Source organism: Ruegeria sp. HKCCA5763 (assembly GCF_013034545.1).
Taxonomy (GTDB): domain Bacteria; phylum Pseudomonadota; class Alphaproteobacteria; order Rhodobacterales; family Rhodobacteraceae; genus Ruegeria.
In genome coordinates this window covers 52,384-67,309 of record NZ_WQGF01000001.1, presented here as the reverse complement: position 1 = coordinate 67,309, position 14,926 = coordinate 52,384, and the positions used below count along the sequence as shown (strand labels likewise).

The 14,926-nt window shown below is 57.8% G+C and carries 11 protein-coding genes; 5 read left to right on the top strand and 6 right to left on the bottom strand.

The window, feature by feature from the left end; translation table 11 throughout:
* Positions 1-116: 116 nt before the first annotated feature.
* Entirely contained in the window at positions 117-806 is a 690-nt protein-coding gene (locus GOV89_RS00330; protein WP_254451482.1) for an ankyrin repeat domain-containing protein, read from the bottom strand.
* Between the two features lie 259 nt (positions 807-1,065).
* The gene (locus tag GOV89_RS00325; protein ID WP_170708827.1) at positions 1,066-2,052 is read right to left on the bottom strand and encodes a LysR family transcriptional regulator; all 987 of its coding nucleotides are present in this window, start codon (positions 2,050-2,052) and stop codon (positions 1,066-1,068) included.
* A gap of 79 nt (positions 2,053-2,131) precedes the next feature.
* Here GOV89_RS00325 and GOV89_RS00320 point away from each other — a divergent pair, with 79 nt between their 5' ends.
* A complete protein-coding gene (locus GOV89_RS00320) occupies positions 2,132-3,661 on the top strand; it encodes a trimethylamine methyltransferase family protein (RefSeq protein ID WP_170708830.1) in 1,530 nt (509 codons plus the stop codon).
* Here GOV89_RS00320 and GOV89_RS00315 read toward each other — a convergent pair.
* Positions 3,652-4,395 (bottom strand): hypothetical protein, encoded by a 744-nt coding sequence (locus tag GOV89_RS00315; RefSeq protein WP_171237178.1) that lies wholly within the window; start codon positions 4,393-4,395, stop codon positions 3,652-3,654. The genes GOV89_RS00320 and GOV89_RS00315 overlap by 10 nt on opposite strands.
* Before the next feature lie 50 nt (positions 4,396-4,445).
* Between GOV89_RS00315 and GOV89_RS00310 the strand changes: the two genes are divergently transcribed.
* From GOV89_RS00310 to GOV89_RS00300, 3 genes are read left to right on the top strand one after another with little or no spacing between them, the layout of a single operon-like run.
* The gene (locus tag GOV89_RS00310) at positions 4,446-6,824 is read left to right on the top strand and encodes an FAD-dependent oxidoreductase (RefSeq protein ID WP_171237177.1); all 2,379 of its coding nucleotides are present in this window, start codon (positions 4,446-4,448) and stop codon (positions 6,822-6,824) included.
* Positions 6,821-9,199, top strand: a complete 2,379-nt coding sequence (locus tag GOV89_RS00305; RefSeq protein WP_217352126.1) for an FAD-dependent oxidoreductase — start codon at positions 6,821-6,823, stop codon at positions 9,197-9,199. Before GOV89_RS00310 ends, GOV89_RS00305 begins: the two co-directional genes overlap by 4 nt.
* A complete protein-coding gene (locus GOV89_RS00300) occupies positions 9,196-10,509 on the top strand; it encodes an aspartate aminotransferase family protein (protein WP_171237176.1) in 1,314 nt (437 codons plus the stop codon). The genes GOV89_RS00305 and GOV89_RS00300 overlap by 4 nt, the downstream gene beginning before the upstream one ends.
* Before the next feature lie 468 nt (positions 10,510-10,977).
* On the opposite strand, the gene GOV89_RS00295 is transcribed toward GOV89_RS00300, so the two are convergent.
* Genes GOV89_RS00295 through GOV89_RS00285 form a run of 3 tightly spaced genes read right to left on the bottom strand, consistent with a single transcriptional unit; the run spans position 10,978 to position 14,374 of the window.
* Positions 10,978-11,892, bottom strand: a complete 915-nt coding sequence (locus tag GOV89_RS00295; RefSeq protein WP_170708837.1) for a plasmid partitioning protein RepB C-terminal domain-containing protein — start codon at positions 11,890-11,892, stop codon at positions 10,978-10,980.
* Positions 11,889-12,800 carry a plasmid partitioning protein RepB C-terminal domain-containing protein gene (locus GOV89_RS00290; protein ID WP_171237175.1) on the bottom strand — a complete coding sequence of 304 codons (912 nt, stop codon included), beginning with the start codon at positions 12,798-12,800 and terminating at the stop codon, positions 11,889-11,891. The genes GOV89_RS00295 and GOV89_RS00290 overlap by 4 nt, the downstream gene beginning before the upstream one ends.
* A complete protein-coding gene (locus tag GOV89_RS00285; protein WP_371810590.1) occupies positions 12,800-14,374 on the bottom strand; it encodes a recombinase family protein in 1,575 nt (524 codons plus the stop codon). The genes GOV89_RS00290 and GOV89_RS00285 overlap by 1 nt, the downstream gene beginning before the upstream one ends.
* Positions 14,375-14,467: 93 nt before the next feature.
* Here GOV89_RS00285 and GOV89_RS00280 point away from each other — a divergent pair, with 93 nt between their 5' ends.
* On the top strand, positions 14,468-14,866 hold the full coding sequence (locus GOV89_RS00280; RefSeq protein WP_171237174.1) for a hypothetical protein: 399 nt from the start codon (positions 14,468-14,470) through the stop codon (positions 14,864-14,866).
* The last annotated feature ends 60 nt before the right edge of the window (positions 14,867-14,926 follow it).

Sequence of the window (14,926 nt, the reverse complement as noted above, 5' to 3'; positions counted from 1 at the left end):
GGTAAGCGACAACTAGTCCAAGCGCGTCGTAGGAGTCGGATAAGATGCACTGTGCCCAAGCCTTGTTGCACCTCGCTGCCAAGCGATTAATCGGGCTAGTAAAACCTTGGGGTCCGTCAATCCATTTGCCTTAGCCGGGTTGCCATTTCCGAGAAGCCCCGCCTCTCCGCGTGTTGCAGCGGTGTCACGCCATCGCGATCGGCAAGTGTCCGATCGGCCCCGGCCTCGAGTAGTGCATTGAGCACATCTTGATGGTTTGCTCCTCCATCGCCCAGAACCACGCTTTCCATTACAGCTGTCCAGTGCAGATTATTTATGTGATCGAGCGGTGCCCCTGCCGCTATCAGTCGGCGAACAATTTCCACATGACCGAGGTGCGCTGCCGCAATAAGCGCTGTACCGTCATAGGGGCTGGTTACCAGTCCTGGATCATTTCCCAATTTAATCGCGAGCGACAAAAGCTCAGGATCATTAGCGACTGCCGCGATCGTAACCACGTCGTAGGCGCGTCCCTCCAGTGCATTCATGTCTGCGCCTGCTTCAGCCAAGGCGATCAGAGCTTCATCTTCAGACGCAAAAGCTGCCACGTGCACCGGTGTTCGCCCCTTTGGGTCGCGAGCGTTGACGTCAGCCCCGCTCGACGCCAGCCGCCGGATCTCAGTGACATCGCCGTCATGCGCTGCTCTGAAGAGCCCATCGTATCCGGAGACTTCACGAGCGTCAGGGGGCGTTTGTGCTATTGCCGACTGGGCGAGTCCAATCAGACAAGCGATGGCGACGAGGTGATGCATACTTTGGATCTTCATCTCGCCTTCTCCTGGATCAAAGCAACGTCTGGTCTTGGCTCGAGCGACCGATAAAAAGGCCAGCCGAATGTTGCTCGGTACGCCGGGAAGATACCGAAAAAGCAATGCGGAGGCGATTCAGCTTCACCTTTGCAGATCAGAAGTGCCGGCTTAAGCGCTGCGCAACAACTCCACAAACCAAACTACGAACAGCAATGCGGAGACGTCTGCTTTTTGTTTTCGATAGTAAAGATAACCAAAGAATCTAAGCTGACACTCTTTAGCTAGAGGCCAGATCTTTGGATTGCTCCAGCTCCACACTACGGATCCCGATTTTCCCCATATGACGCGCGATTTTTTGAGCCAGTATCTGTTTGCTCAGTTCCGCGACGGCCGCTGGCAAGCCCCGCAACTCCTCTTTCCTAGCAACAACCGTCAATGTTCGTGACAACCCTGAAACTGGCAGTTCTTGCAGGTGCAGGCTCATGTTTTCCACGAGACCATCGATCAATAGTGTCGGTGTCAAAAGGCTAAATCCCTGTCCTGTCGAAACACAGGAGGTCACCATACTGGAGCGATCTGCTTGTATGACTGTGTCGGGCTCAAACCTCAGTCGACGCAGATGCTGGGCAATCTGCCGTCCCGCATTTGTCGTATCCCCAAAACGGACCAACGGAAGCTTTGTCTGGATAGCTTCCAGGCTTTCGGTCGGGCCGTCGTATTTTTCAGGGAGCACCAAAAGGTATTTCTCAGTCAGAAGATGATGACGCTCCAATCCGTCCATGTCTAAAAATGGGTTCGACGTAATCGCCAAATCTGCCTGTTTGGTGCGCAGCAGATGCTCATGATTACCGCTTTGCCCGGCATGCAGAGTGATGTCTTCGACGTTGAACACCCGTTGTGCAAGATCGATCAATGATGGCGTCAGGGTCGTCGCAATGGAGGCTTGGATACCCACCCTCAGCAGCGTCAGGGATTGTTCGCCAACATGCCGCAATTCGGTTTCCATATCGGACAGTGCATCCAGTATCTTCTGCGCTTTGCCATGCAGTCGCGCACCAGCATACGTTAGCTGAGCAGGTCGCGTACTGCGATCGAGCAGAGCCGTGCCAAACGCTTGCTCCAACGCGGTGATGTGTTGGGATGCTGCGGGCTGTGAGAGACCGAGCAGTTTCGCACCGGCTCGCATTTGACCTGTTTCTGCCACGGCAACGAAAACCTCTAACGAGCGCATGAGGCTCGGCGAAATCTTGTGGCGATCGAGCATGACTCATCCTTAGTATAAGAATTTCTGATACTATTTGGTTTTTCTTGGGTTCCGTCAATCGCTGCGGCACCATGGGTATATGTCACGCCCTCGTACATCTCGTCGCCGCAAAGCTGCTGCCAAACGCACGCATGATGAGGTTCGTGCGCCTTTCATTCTTCGCAAGCTTTCGACTTTCAATGTACTCAGCGACGCCGGGCTGGAACAGATCGAGTCAAATGCGGATACCATCCTTGCCGAAACCGGGATGGAGTTTCAGGACGACCCCGAAATCCTCCAGATATTCGCGGAAGCAGGTTGCGATGTAGACGGCACACGAGTTCGATTTCCTTTGAGTTTCTGCCGCAGGACGATTACCGCCACCGCGCCGGGCCAGTTCACGCAGCACGCCCGCAACCCCAAGAACAATGTGCAGCTTGGCGGGGATGCAACGGTTCTGTGCCCGTCCTGGGGTCCGCCTTTCGTACATGATCTGGATCGCGGTCGGCGCTATGCGAATTACAAAGACTTCACCGATCTGGTGAAGTTGCACCACACTCTACCGTGGCTGCATCATTCGGGCGGCGTAGTTTGTGAACCCGTCGATCTGCCCGCGAACAAGCGTCATCTCGATATGCTCTACGCTCATATCAGGAACTCTGACCGCGCGTTCATGGGCGCCTTTATCGGGGCCGAGCGTGCGGACCACGCCATCGACCTAGCGCGGATCGTTTTTGGCGACGAATTCGTGGCCGAGAACCCGGTGCTCTATTGCGTGTCCAATACCAACGCCCCCTTGGTGATGGACAGCCACATGTCCGGCGCCCTGAAAACCTATGCACGCGCAGGCCAGCCCGTTGCCTGCACACCCTGGGTGCTGACAGGGGCGATGTCGCCCGCGACGGTCGCCGGGACACTCGCGCAAGTGCTGGCCGAAACCATGGCGACGATGACGCTGACCCAATTAGTGAACCCTGGGGCGCCCTGTCTGATGGGCAGCTTTGCATCGACCATGTCGATGAAGTCCGGCGCGCCGACCTTTGGAACGCCAGAGGCAGGGTTGATGGTTTTGGCCGCCGGACAGCTTGCACGCAGGTTGGGGGTGCCCCTGCATACGGTGGGCACTCTCAGTTCGTCCAAACTGCCCGACGCACAAAGCCAGCAAGAGGCTGCCTGGGGCCTGATGATGTCGATGTTTGCCGGTGCCAATCTGATCAACCATGCGACTGGCTGGCTCGAAGGGGGATTGGTGACTTCGTTTGAGAAAACCATGATCGATCATGACCTTTGCGGCAAGATCGCACGCTTTTTCGATGGGATCGACATGAGCGAGAATGCGCAGGCGATGGAGGCAATCGCAAACACTGGTCCAGGGCAGCATTTCCTCGGGTCTGAACATACGCAAGCCAATTTCATGACTGCGCTTTTCCGCCCGTGGACACCTGATGACAATTCGTTCGAACAATGGCACGCAGCTGGCGGACAGGATGCAGCCGCGCGGGCCAACGTTATCTGGAAAGAACGATTAGCGGGGTATGAGGACCCCGGTCTTGAACCCGATATAGATGCGGCCCTGAAAGACTACATCGCAGCCCGTAAGGCCGAGAAACCAGACCAGGACTATTTCTGATGTGCCTGACTTTCTGCAATATCGCGCATCCGCTCATAGAACGGCACGTGATGCGCAGCAGTGTCGGTATAAGGCTCACCCAGCCGGTCAAGTTCCCCTTGGAAGTCGATGGCTTCAGGCGCTTTGATCGCACCGCTTTGGAGCACTTCGGTGTGCCAGCTTTGAACCGAGCCCCATCCATCAGGCACAACGTCGTTCCAGGTGAACGCGTGGTCCAAGAACGCAAGCCCGGCATGCGCCCAGTAGCGGCGCAACGTTGTCTGCGGTTTCGTCCGCAACTGATCTGCAGTGATCACCAACGGGTTTTGTCCCAACTCGGTCAATGCGGTGTAAAGTCGGTATTGCGCCTCATGCCCCAACTCCAATCGCGTAAATTTCGGGTCGCGTTTTGCATAAGACAGCGCTGCTTCGATAGGGTCACGTACCAGAAAAGCATGGGTCATTTCGCCCGCAAACCCTGCGTCCCGCGGCAACCGGTCCGCTACGTAATAAGCCATATCCTTGAAAAAAACCGGGGCGCTCTCTGCCGCCTCGCGGATCATCGCCCGGATTTCATCATAGGTGACAGGATTTCCCGGCTCCGGCGAAAAGCCCGGGAAAAGCCGATCTGTTGTGGTCAGGTAATGGTGATACATGAACGGTTCGTGCAGGACCGACAGATCGCCACGCTCGCGCATGATCCGTTCAAACGCCGTCGAAACCGAGCGCGGGTGGCACCACAAAGCATGTATCATCACCCGTTTAGCCAAATGACGACTGTAAGCTTGCGTCAACGGAGGCTTGTATGAGCCGCATTCTGATCATCGGCGGCGGAGCGATCGGTCTCAGCGTGGCTTATCATCTTGCAAAACGCGGCGCTCAGGACGTGACTCTGCTGGAACGCAACCAGCTTACGTCGGGCACCTCTTGGCATGCTGCCGGGATTGTAGGGCCCCTGCGCGCAACGCCCAATATGACCGCGCTCGCCTCGGCGGCGCTGGAGGTCTTTCCCGCGCTGGAAGCTGAAACCGGCATGTCCACCGGATATCGACGCACCGGGGGATATTGGCTGGCGCGCGAAGCGGCGCGCATGGACGAACTTCACCGGATTGCTGACCTCGGCGCGACGCAAGGGCTGACGCCAGCGGTAATTGCTGCAGGCGATATACCCATGCCCCTGCTCGATCTTTCAGAGCATGTCGGAGCTTTGCATGTGCCCGAAGACGCCAATGTGAACCCCGTGGACCTCTGTATGGCCTATGCCCGTGCCGCAAAGGCCTTCGGCGTGACCATCCGCGAAGGCGCAGAGGTGAAAAGCCTGATGACAAAAAACGGGACAGCAACGGGCGTGGCGCTTGCAGACGGCACCACCCTGAATGCCGAAAAGGTGGTCATCGCCACTGGAGCCTGGTCCAGAGAACTGGCTGCGACGGCAGGGGTTGCGCTGCCGCTCCAGGCAGTTGAGCACATGTATGTTGTCACCGAACCCGTTCCCGATCTGCCAGACCCATTCCCCGTAATCCGCGATCTGGATCGTGGCATCTACATCAAGGGAGATGCGGGAAAACTCGTGATTGGCGGTTTCGAACCGCACGCCAAATGCTGGAACCCTTACGGTCCGGAAGGCAATCGGCCTTTCCTTGAAATGGCTGAAGACTGGGATCAGTTTGCCCCTTTCATGGAGGCCGCGTTGGATCTGTGTCCGGCGCTGGAGCACGTGGGCATTCAGCATTTCATGAACGGCCCTGAGAGCTTTACCGCCGATACGAAACCGCTTGTCGGGAAAACAGTTGTCGATGGGCTGTTCGTCGCCGCTGGAATGAACTCAGTGGGGGTCATGTCGTCCGCTGGGATTGGCCGCGCCTTGGCCGATTGGATGGTCGATGGCCACCCACCGATGAACATGTGGGAGGTCGATGTCGCTCGGGTTGATCCACTTACGGCTGCGCCCGACCACATGGAGTTAAGGATGGAGGAGGCGGTTGCGGACCTTTTCGCACTGCACTGGCCCTACAAACAACCAAAGGCGGGGCGCGGGATGCACCTGTCGGCGCTACACAACCGATGGGCCGCACTTGGAGCTCAGTTTGGGCAAACCGCTGGTTGGGAGCGTGGGTTTTGGTATGGTGAGGCGCAACCCTACTCGGTTGGAACGCAGGGGTGGTGGCCAATTGCCCAGGACGAAGCCGCGGTTTTGGCCAATGGCACGGCCCTGATCGACCTCAGCCCCTTTACCAAGATCGACATCAATGGGACCGGTGCTCTTGAGGCTTTGAACCAGCTTTGTACGGCGGGTGTGGACGTCGAGGCTGGCCGGGCTGTTTACACCCAAATCCTGAACGACCGTGGCGGGATCGAGATGGACGTGACGGTTTCGCGTCTCACAGACACCCATTTTCACATCACCTCTGGTGCCGCGACCCGCGCGCGCGACCTCGCCTTCCTGCGCCGCAGTTTACCCGATGAGGTGATATTAGCGGATGTGACCGAGGATTTTTGCACACTTGGTGTCATGGGCGCGGGCAGTGTCGCGGTGCTTCAGCAGCTGGACGCCGGTTTCCCATGGGCAAACGCGCCGATGGGACAGATGCGCGAATTGATGATCGAAGGCCAGCGCGCGCGCGCCACACGCGTCAGCTTTGTCGGCGAATATGGCTGGGAATTAACGCTTCTCAACAGCGTGACTTCACCGGTTTTCGACGCGCTCATCGCCGCAGGCGCAGCGCCTCTGGGGCATTATGCGCTCGATGGGTGCCGGATCGAAAAGGGCTTCAAACACTGGGGCCATGACATTGGTCCGACGATCACACCCTTGGAAGCAGGACTCGGCTTTACCATTGACTGGAGCAAGGACTTCGTGGGCAAAGACGCTTTGCTCGAGCAGAAAGAACAGGGCGTCCGCAGACGTCTGATCCTGATGCAGGTCGAAGGCGACGCGTTGATGCTGCATGACGAGCCCGTCTTTGAAGGTGGTCAGCATGTCGGGTTCACAACCTCCGGCGCGCGTGGACCGCGCACCGGGCTGAACCTGTGCTTTGCATTGGTGTCCACAGACCTGGGTGAGACGAAAGCTCAGAGCTGCGCACGATGCTTTGCGGTGAAGGTCGCAGGCAAAGACTACGCTGCCACGCCGTTGCAGCGTCCTCCCTTTGACCCAAAAAACGAAAGGATGCGTGGAAAATGAGCGCTGTGACCAAGGCCCAGGTTGTCATTATTGGCGGCGGCGCGATGGGCGTCTCGCTGATTTATCATCTGGTCAAAGAGGGTTGGTCAGATGTGCTGCTCTTAGAGAAAAACGACCTGACCCATGGCTCGACCTGGCACGCGGCGGGGCTTTGCACCCATTTCGCCCACAATCCGACAATTCAGGAACTGCGCGCCACGTCTGTGCGGCTCTATCGCGATATTCTGCCCCAAGAGACAGGCCGTGATTGTGGATTTCATACCTCCGGCGCAATGCGGATCACTCGGAACCCAGACCGGATGGACGAGTTCCGTCACGTCGCGGGCCTGTCGGATTTCACTGGCTACCCTCTTGAAGTTCTGACGCCGGAGCGCATCGCCGAGCTTCACCCGCTTGCGCGGCTCGATGGTTTGATCGGCGGGATCTACGAGCCTGATGATGGCCACGTGGACCCGACGCTGGCGACCCAGGCCATGGCTGAGGTCGCCCGCAGAGGTGGCGCGCAGATATGGCGCAACTGCCCTGTCCTGTCGATCCGGCACGAAGGCGTGTGGTTGATCGACACGCCGAAAGACACGGTTGAGGCGGTGCATGTCGTTAATGCGGCTGGCACATGGGGCTGGGAGATCGGGGCGATGATGGGGCTTAACATTCCGTCGGTTCCCGTTTTGCATCAATACCTGGTCACCGACACCGTGGGCGCCGTGGCGGAGCGCATGGCAGCAGGCCTTTCCGAATTGCCAATCATCCGCGACCCAGAGGAAAGCTGGTACGTCCGGCAAGAACGCGATGGGCTGATCCTTGGCCCCTACGAGAAAGAGGCGCAGGTCTGGTCCGTGGACGGCGTCCCGTCCGAATTTGGCGCGGACCTGATGCCGCCTGATATTGACCGGGTAGAGCATATCATCGAGGCCGCTATGGCGCGTATCCCGGCGTTGGAAACGGGCGGCGTCAAATCCGTGATCAACGGACCGATCACTTTTACGCCGGATGCCAATCCTCTGATTGGCCCTGCTCATGGGCTGCAGAATGCCTGGTTGCTGACCGGCTCGTCCATGGGCGTGATGGAGGGCGGTGGCGCAGGCTGGTTCCTGGCCCATTGGATGACACATGGTGCCCCACCCATAGATGCGCTGGCGGTCGACAGCCGCCGCTTCGGGTCCTGGGCAGATCGCGATTACCGCGTTGCCAAAGCCATCGAATGCTTCGGCCTGCAATTTGGGGTGCATTACCCGCACGAGGAGCGCCCTGCTGGGCGCGGCCTGCGCCTGTCGCCTTTGCATAACCTGATGGCAGATCGCGGCGCTGTAATGGGCGCAGCACATGGCTGGGAGCGTCCGAACTGGTTTGCTGATACGCCCGGCGCTGAAGCCGACGAGACGTTCCGTCGTGCCAATTGGTTCGAACCCGTTGCGCGCGAGGTCGATGCAGCCTCAACGCGGATCGCCTTGGCTGATTTATCGGTCTTTTCGAAGTTCGACGTAACTGGCCAAAACGTAACGGAATTTCTGGAAAAACTCGGAGCCAATCGTGCCCCCAAACCTGGTCGCATCGGACTGACTCATGCGCTGACCCCGTCGGGTGGGGTGCTGTCGGAATTCACAGTCTCGCGGCTAAGCGAAACCCATGCCTATCTCACTTCCGCCGCCGCTGCGGAAGAGATTGATTTCGACCTGCTCAGGCAGGTGGCGTCCGGCTTTGACGTCACCATTCAGAATTGCACCGAAGAAATAGCCGTTATTGGCCTCATGGGGCCAAGATCGCCGGACGCTTTGCCAGAGCTTGCGGATATGCCTTGGCTGTCTGTGGCTCAGACCGAGATCCAAGGCACCCCGCTGCGCGCTCTTCGCGTGTCCTATATCGGTGAATGCGGGTGGGAATTGCACGTCCCGCGCGATCAAGCGGTCCGTTTGTTTGCGACCATGGAGGAACGCGCCAAACCTTTTGGGCTCGGGCTCTATGGCGCCTATGCCGCAAACGCAATGCGACTGGAAAAGGGCTATCGCAGCTGGGGCAGCGACCTGACGACGGAACGCAGCCCGCTGGAGGCAGGCCTTGCGCCCTTCGTCCGCAAAGATCTGCGCGACGCCCTGCCTGAGGAATGGGACATGGTTCTGCTGGAGATTGAGGCGGGCGAAGTCGATCCGTTCTATGCTCACACGCTTTGGCAGGGAGCGACCCCGGTCGGGATTGTCACATCCGGCGCCTACGGCCACCGCACCGGTAAGGTGCTCGCTCTGGCGTATTTGCGTGACCCAAATGCGCGCGAGAACTTGACCGTTTCTATCCTTGGCCAACGCAGGCAGGCCACCATTCTGCCTCGCCCACCGTATGACCCTGACAACACCCGTATGAAAGCCGGAGTCGCCAAATGACCGAACATCCCCTTCACACTGATTGGAACTTTGACAGCACCGCCGCGCGGCGCGACCAGTACTACGCCGCATCGTTGACCCGTTTCACACCTTTCCGCGAACCCATCGTTTTCCAAAAGGGACGTGGTCAATACCTGTGGGACACAGAAGGACGGAAATACACGGACCTTCTGGGCATGAACGTCTGCATCTCAGTCGGACATTCGCATCCCCGGGTTGTCGCCGCAGCGATGGAACAGGCGCAGGAGCTCACCCATTGTACGACCATGTTCTATCACCCGACACCTGCGCTTTTGGCCGAGGAACTGGCCGCGACGATGCCCAAGGGTCACGACTGGGTAGTGCATCTGACCAATTCGGGCTCCGAGGCCATTGATCTGGCCATGACAATGGCGCGAACCTTCACCGGTAATCTTGATCTGCTTGCTTTGCGCACAGCTTACCATGGGCCAACCGCCGCCGCGCAGTCGGTCACGGGCATCTCTGGATGGCGGCACCCCGGCATGCCTGGCAACGTCGCCTTTGTTGCTGATCCGAACCAGTATCGCGGTATCTTTGGCCCAGGCACTGCACCTTATCTGGATGAGATCACCCACACGATCGACGCCGCCACCTCGGGTCAGGTGGCCGGGATCCTTGTCGAAAGCGTTCAAGGATATGGAGGTATTCATCAGATGCCGCCGGGCTATATGTCGGGCGCGGCGGAGCGGGTTCGCGCGGCTGGCGGGCTCTACATCGCGGACGAGGTTCAGTCCGGTTTTGGTCGTACTGGTGATCACTTCTGGGGTTTTGAGGCGGACGACGTCGTCCCCGACATCATTGTTATGGCTAAAGGTCTGGGCAATGGCTTCCCCATTGGCGCGGTAGTTGCCAAGAAACATGTAGCCGAGCCAATGGCTGAGAAGTTCATGTTCCACACCTATGGTGCAAACCCAACATCAGCCGCGGCCGCGCGCGCTGTTCTAGCCGTCATGCGTGACGAGCGCCTGCAGGAAAACGCCAAGACAGTTGGCGCAAAACTGTTGGAACGTTTGAGTGATCTAAAAGACAAGCATAAGCCCATCGGCGATGTGCGGGGCCACGGTTTGATGCTGGCCTTGGAATTTGTAAGTGACCGCGATAGCAAATCGCCTGACAAGGCCATGACGACAGAGGTATTTGAGGCCTGCCGTGCGCAGGGAATTATCCTCTCGAAATCCGGACCATTCCAGCAATGCCTGCGCATGGTGCCGCCACTTTGCCTATCGATGGAGGATGTGGACCAAGTCACAACGAGTCTTGATCAAGCGTTATGTGATACGGCGACGTAGGAAACAGGAATACCCGATGTCATCTACCAGCTCTAGTGCACTCGGCTCAGGTATACTTGCCGCCCACGTCTTCGCGGACGGGATGCGTATCGTAGAACTGCTTGGATATACTCGCCGGCTTCCCTGCGGACGGGTCACTGTTCACAATAAAGCCGGATGACGCCACCACTTTTGAAGAATTAAGTTTCGCCAAACTAAAAATTTAACATAATGGCGCCTAATACATAGGACAGGCCGCCGCCCTGGCTCTCGAACAGGCGTGCTGAGCCCTGCGACCTCTCAGCACGCCTGCAAATGACGCAACCACATGATCGGTTGCGCAGTCGGCGAAAACTCGGCCGACCTGGTGGGCTCCGAACGGGTTCGCCGCCATCCCCACCGCCGCGCTCGATCCGACCCGCCGTCCGGCGTCTCCTGCGGTCCCCGCGCTTATCGGGTCCGGGTCCCCTTCAGTTCTGATTACTTCGCCTATTGCGTCTCGGGTGGCGGGGTGGGAGCCATCTCGGTGATAGCTTGGAATTCCGCAAGAAATTCCGGTCGGTGTTGCATGAGGTACCGGACGATACGGGCGTTCTGGAGCAGATTTCCCAAATACCCTTTTACGACAGTCAGTTGCAGATGATCCTTCCCATAAGAGTCCTGAATCGAGGTGATACCTTCCTGCAGGCGGGCCAGTTCCTCTTCCATGCGCTCCATAGCCTCGGGAGTAATTCCCTTCTTCTTAGGTTTTTTCGTGTCCACCAACTGTGCCTGAGGCGTTCCCACAAGGATTGCCGAGATGTATGCCGGAGTGTAGTTGTTCGCGTTGATCATCAGCTCGGCCGCCTCGATCTGGCGCACTGCTTTCATCTTGCGCAGTGTCTCGAACACAGCCGTCGCGCAGTGTTTGTCCTTCAGAAGGCCCACTGCCTCTTCGCAGATACCGTCCAGCAACCTTGCCTTGCGCACAATGCTGCGAGGATTGAGATCCAGCGCAAGGGCGATCTTTTCCTCTGAGACCCCGCGCTCGATAGCCTTGCGGATCATCTTATGCTCCTGGATCGGTGCAAGTCGGCTGATCCGCTTATTGTAGGTGAAAGCCTCGTCGTCCGTGGAAATCAGGCATTCGACCAGTTCTATGCCGAGATCTTTCAGCACCTCGATCCGGATGTGTCCATCGAGCAGCATGTAGGTGTCATGCTCACCCATAGATCGCGTGACCACCGGCGGTTCGACCAAGCCAACCTCTTTGATCGACGCGGTGATCTGGCGGTACTTGCGGCTGGATTTGACCGATGCGCTTAACGCCTTAACGGGCAAGACAGCCTCTACCGGTAAAGTAACGCAATCACTCTCGAAGCCGAGCGCAACCGCGCCGGGGGTTTTGCGCTTACCTCGGCTCATTCGGCCGCTCCTGCGTCCAGCAATTGACCGAGATATGTGGGCAGGGTATCCAACCCTTCCGCGCGCAGAAGCGTCACGAAGTGATCATCATCGCACAACGCGCGAAACGCCTCCACGACGAACATCAGGCGGCCCTGCGTCAGCTCGGCCTTTTTAATAAGAATCTTCTGGCGCTCCGCTTCCTGTTGATAAGCACGAACGAGTGCGTCGCTTGTCAGAGGCCATTTGGCGCCGTCGCTTCGGCCATAGCGGTTTCTATGAAGGTGCGGGCCCCGTGCATCACGTTGCTGGATGAGACGGCGCACAGCGGCCAGCTTCTTTCCGCGCAGTTTCTTCTGGGTGTAGGCGTCCATTAGAGCCCGTTGACCGCCCTCGGCATCTGTCTTCGAAATGTCGATGGCGAGATTCAGCGGCAGAAGTCCAGTTTCCACAGCAGAGACCAACCGTTCTTCTCCACGTTCCAGAAGCCCCGCGATCATGCCGACGTAATCCGAGGTGACACCTATCTTGTTTGCTATCTGGCGGTCGTTGTAGCCGCGTTTCCGAAGATTGCCGATCTCGCGCATCAGGTCGATCGGGTTGTGCTGGCGGCGCGCACAGTTCTCCACGAGGCTCATGACAAGACAGTCGCTCTCATCGGCTTCGATGATGATGGCAGGGATAACATCCTGTTTAAGCTCCATGAACGCCTCAAGCCGACCCTGTCCACAGACGAGATCATATTCCGCAGGTTCTGCTCCGGCCCGTTGCGCCACGGTAATAGGTCGTTTCAGACCAATCTTTGCTATGTTCTCCACCATTTCTTCAAAGGTGCGTCGGTTGCGTACACGGGGATTGAGAATGCGAATTCGGTCAGTGGGGATAAGCGTGACGTGCTTTTGGGCAATAACTTGAGCGTCGTCGGTCATCAGGCGGCCTCCGTGATCCGGGCCCGGCCAGCGAGCGCGTAGAAATAATCCAACGTGTCAAAGCGATAAGCATCGAGCGATAGTCCGTTTTGTTCGGCCAACCTAAGTCTGGCCATGGTCATGTCGATGCTCGGCAACAGGTAGTAATCCCGCGGTATTTCGTTCAATTCATCCATCCTCACGGCAATCGTAATGTCGGGAACGAGGCCAGTATCAAGACGAATTCGCCATCGCAGGGACCCGCCCTGCGTTTCAAAGCACCGGGAAAGCACCACCGATGCCGTGAATTCGTCGTTGATGCGGATCAGGTTTGTGTTCGGATCCTGCACGGCCACGCCGCCACGGTTTGCGACACCGTCTACAATCTGCTCTACAACGCCGGGATGAGCCTGCCGCAGGGCTCGGTTGATCTCGATGTAACGATAATCACGCTCCGGCTCGTAACCGATCATCTGGTAGGCGCGCAGCAGACTGCCAAACCGGATACGGAATGCGCTGGACGACGGCAGGTTGTCCTGTTCATCGATGATCAGTCCGGACAAAACGCCTTTCTTTTGCAGGACACCGCGCAGAGCTTCCAGTAATTCTTCATCCGTGAAATGCTGGCTGCGCGCGTCAACGATTTCGCGTGCACGCAAGAACAGCACTTCATCCACAATAGCTGGATAGACACCCTCGGCGCGGATCCACATCTCCCGCGGGTTCACAACGCGGCGCTGCTTCAACTTGAAGGACACCTTATTGTAGACGTTGTTGCCTATGTACTTTTCGTTGGTCAGGATCTGGTGCACAGATGCCCGGGACCATGGTCGCTCAAGATCGGTCCGATGCCCTTCGGCATTCAGGGTTTCCGCAATTTCACGCTCCGAGTGGCCATCCTCGACGAACATCCGGTACATGCGTCGCACGAGGTCCTGTTCGTGACGAGGGCCCGGCACAAGAGTAACACGGTCGGTCTGAAGGCTCTTCTGTTCGCCGCGGGACAATTCAGCCTTCGGATTGCCCTTTTCGTCGATGAGCAACCGACGCAGGCCGTATCCGGCCGCACCGCCCTGGCGATAGCCAAGCTCGACCAGCCTGCACTGCCCGGCGAACACTTTCACGGAAAGCTCGCGGCTGTACTCGCCCGCCATCACCCGCTTGACAGTTTTCAGCAGGTTTGAGCCGATACTGCCGTCGTTTTCAAACTGCTCGCCGCAATAGTGAACGCGGATCCCGGCGCGGGAGCAAACATGCTCGTGATACGCCCCTTCATCAGCATCCTGAAACCGACCCCAGCGGCTTACGTCATAGACCAGAATAGCTTTGAAATCCGCGTGACCGGTTCGAACCTCTGCCATCAGGTTCTGCAACGCCTCGCGACCGTCCAACCGCAACCCGGATCGACCGGAGTCCTCAAAAACGCGTAAGATCTGCAGGCCCCGCGCTGTCGCGTAGTTCCGTATGATGTCCAGCTGGTTTTCTGTGGAATATTTCTGGTGGTCGGTCGACATCCGGACGTAGGCGACAGCCGGCACATCCGTTTCGGGCAGCTCATCACTATTGTCAGAATGCGGCGCCCATCGACCTTTCACAAACCAATCTCCTTACTATTCGGTCAAGTCTATCGCTACCGTCAGAATCAACGGCTGAATTCTTCGCATTCATGTAAAGCGAAGGAGTGTGGAATGTCGTTTCCGAAAAAGGGCAAGTTCTTTCCAAAGGAAAGTGAATATAATGAAGTTGGGAGGCAACAGACCAGTGGCTGCTTTGCCGATGAAGTCGCCTCGGCACTGAAGCGGTCGCTTGGTGACAGCCGGGCTGGTGTGAAGACCGTGGCGGTTTGGACGGGTGCCAACGAGAAGACTGTGAAGAACTGGTTCTCGGGGACCTACGGCCCGAGCGGAATCCATTTAGTCGCCTTGGCGAGGCACTGCGATGAAGTGCTAGGCACCTTCCTGGCGATGGCGGGTCGCGAGGATCTGATGGTGGCAGTCAAGCTAGTTGTGGCGGAGGAGGCAATTTCGGAACTGCTTGATGCGGTTCGCCGGATTGGTGCCGAAGCTCAAATTGGACCTGGTAATTGATCTGCCGTGCAGGTCGGAAGCGCACTTGCCGTTCTGGAACGTGAACGGGAACAGTTCATT

What these genes read in the sequence shown, in the direction of transcription:
- GOV89_RS00330 (WP_254451482.1), bottom strand. Translation starts at nt 806, where the DNA reads ATGAAGATCCAAAGTATGCATCACCTCGTCGCCATCGCTTGTCTGATT.
- GOV89_RS00325 (WP_170708827.1), bottom strand. Translation starts at nt 2,052, where the DNA reads ATGCTCGATCGCCACAAGATTTCGCCGAGCCTCATGCGCTCGTTAGAG.
- GOV89_RS00320 (WP_170708830.1), top strand. Translation starts at nt 2,132, where the DNA reads ATGTCACGCCCTCGTACATCTCGTCGCCGCAAAGCTGCTGCCAAACGC.
- GOV89_RS00315 (WP_171237178.1), bottom strand. Translation starts at nt 4,395, where the DNA reads ATGATACATGCTTTGTGGTGCCACCCGCGCTCGGTTTCGACGGCGTTT.
- GOV89_RS00310 (WP_171237177.1), top strand. Translation starts at nt 4,446, where the DNA reads ATGAGCCGCATTCTGATCATCGGCGGCGGAGCGATCGGTCTCAGCGTG.
- GOV89_RS00305 (WP_217352126.1), top strand. Translation starts at nt 6,821, where the DNA reads ATGAGCGCTGTGACCAAGGCCCAGGTTGTCATTATTGGCGGCGGCGCG.
- GOV89_RS00300 (WP_171237176.1), top strand. Translation starts at nt 9,196, where the DNA reads ATGACCGAACATCCCCTTCACACTGATTGGAACTTTGACAGCACCGCC.
- GOV89_RS00295 (WP_170708837.1), bottom strand. Translation starts at nt 11,892, where the DNA reads ATGAGCCGAGGTAAGCGCAAAACCCCCGGCGCGGTTGCGCTCGGCTTC.
- GOV89_RS00290 (WP_171237175.1), bottom strand. Translation starts at nt 12,800, where the DNA reads ATGACCGACGACGCTCAAGTTATTGCCCAAAAGCACGTCACGCTTATC.
- GOV89_RS00280 (WP_171237174.1), top strand. Translation starts at nt 14,468, where the DNA reads ATGTCGTTTCCGAAAAAGGGCAAGTTCTTTCCAAAGGAAAGTGAATAT.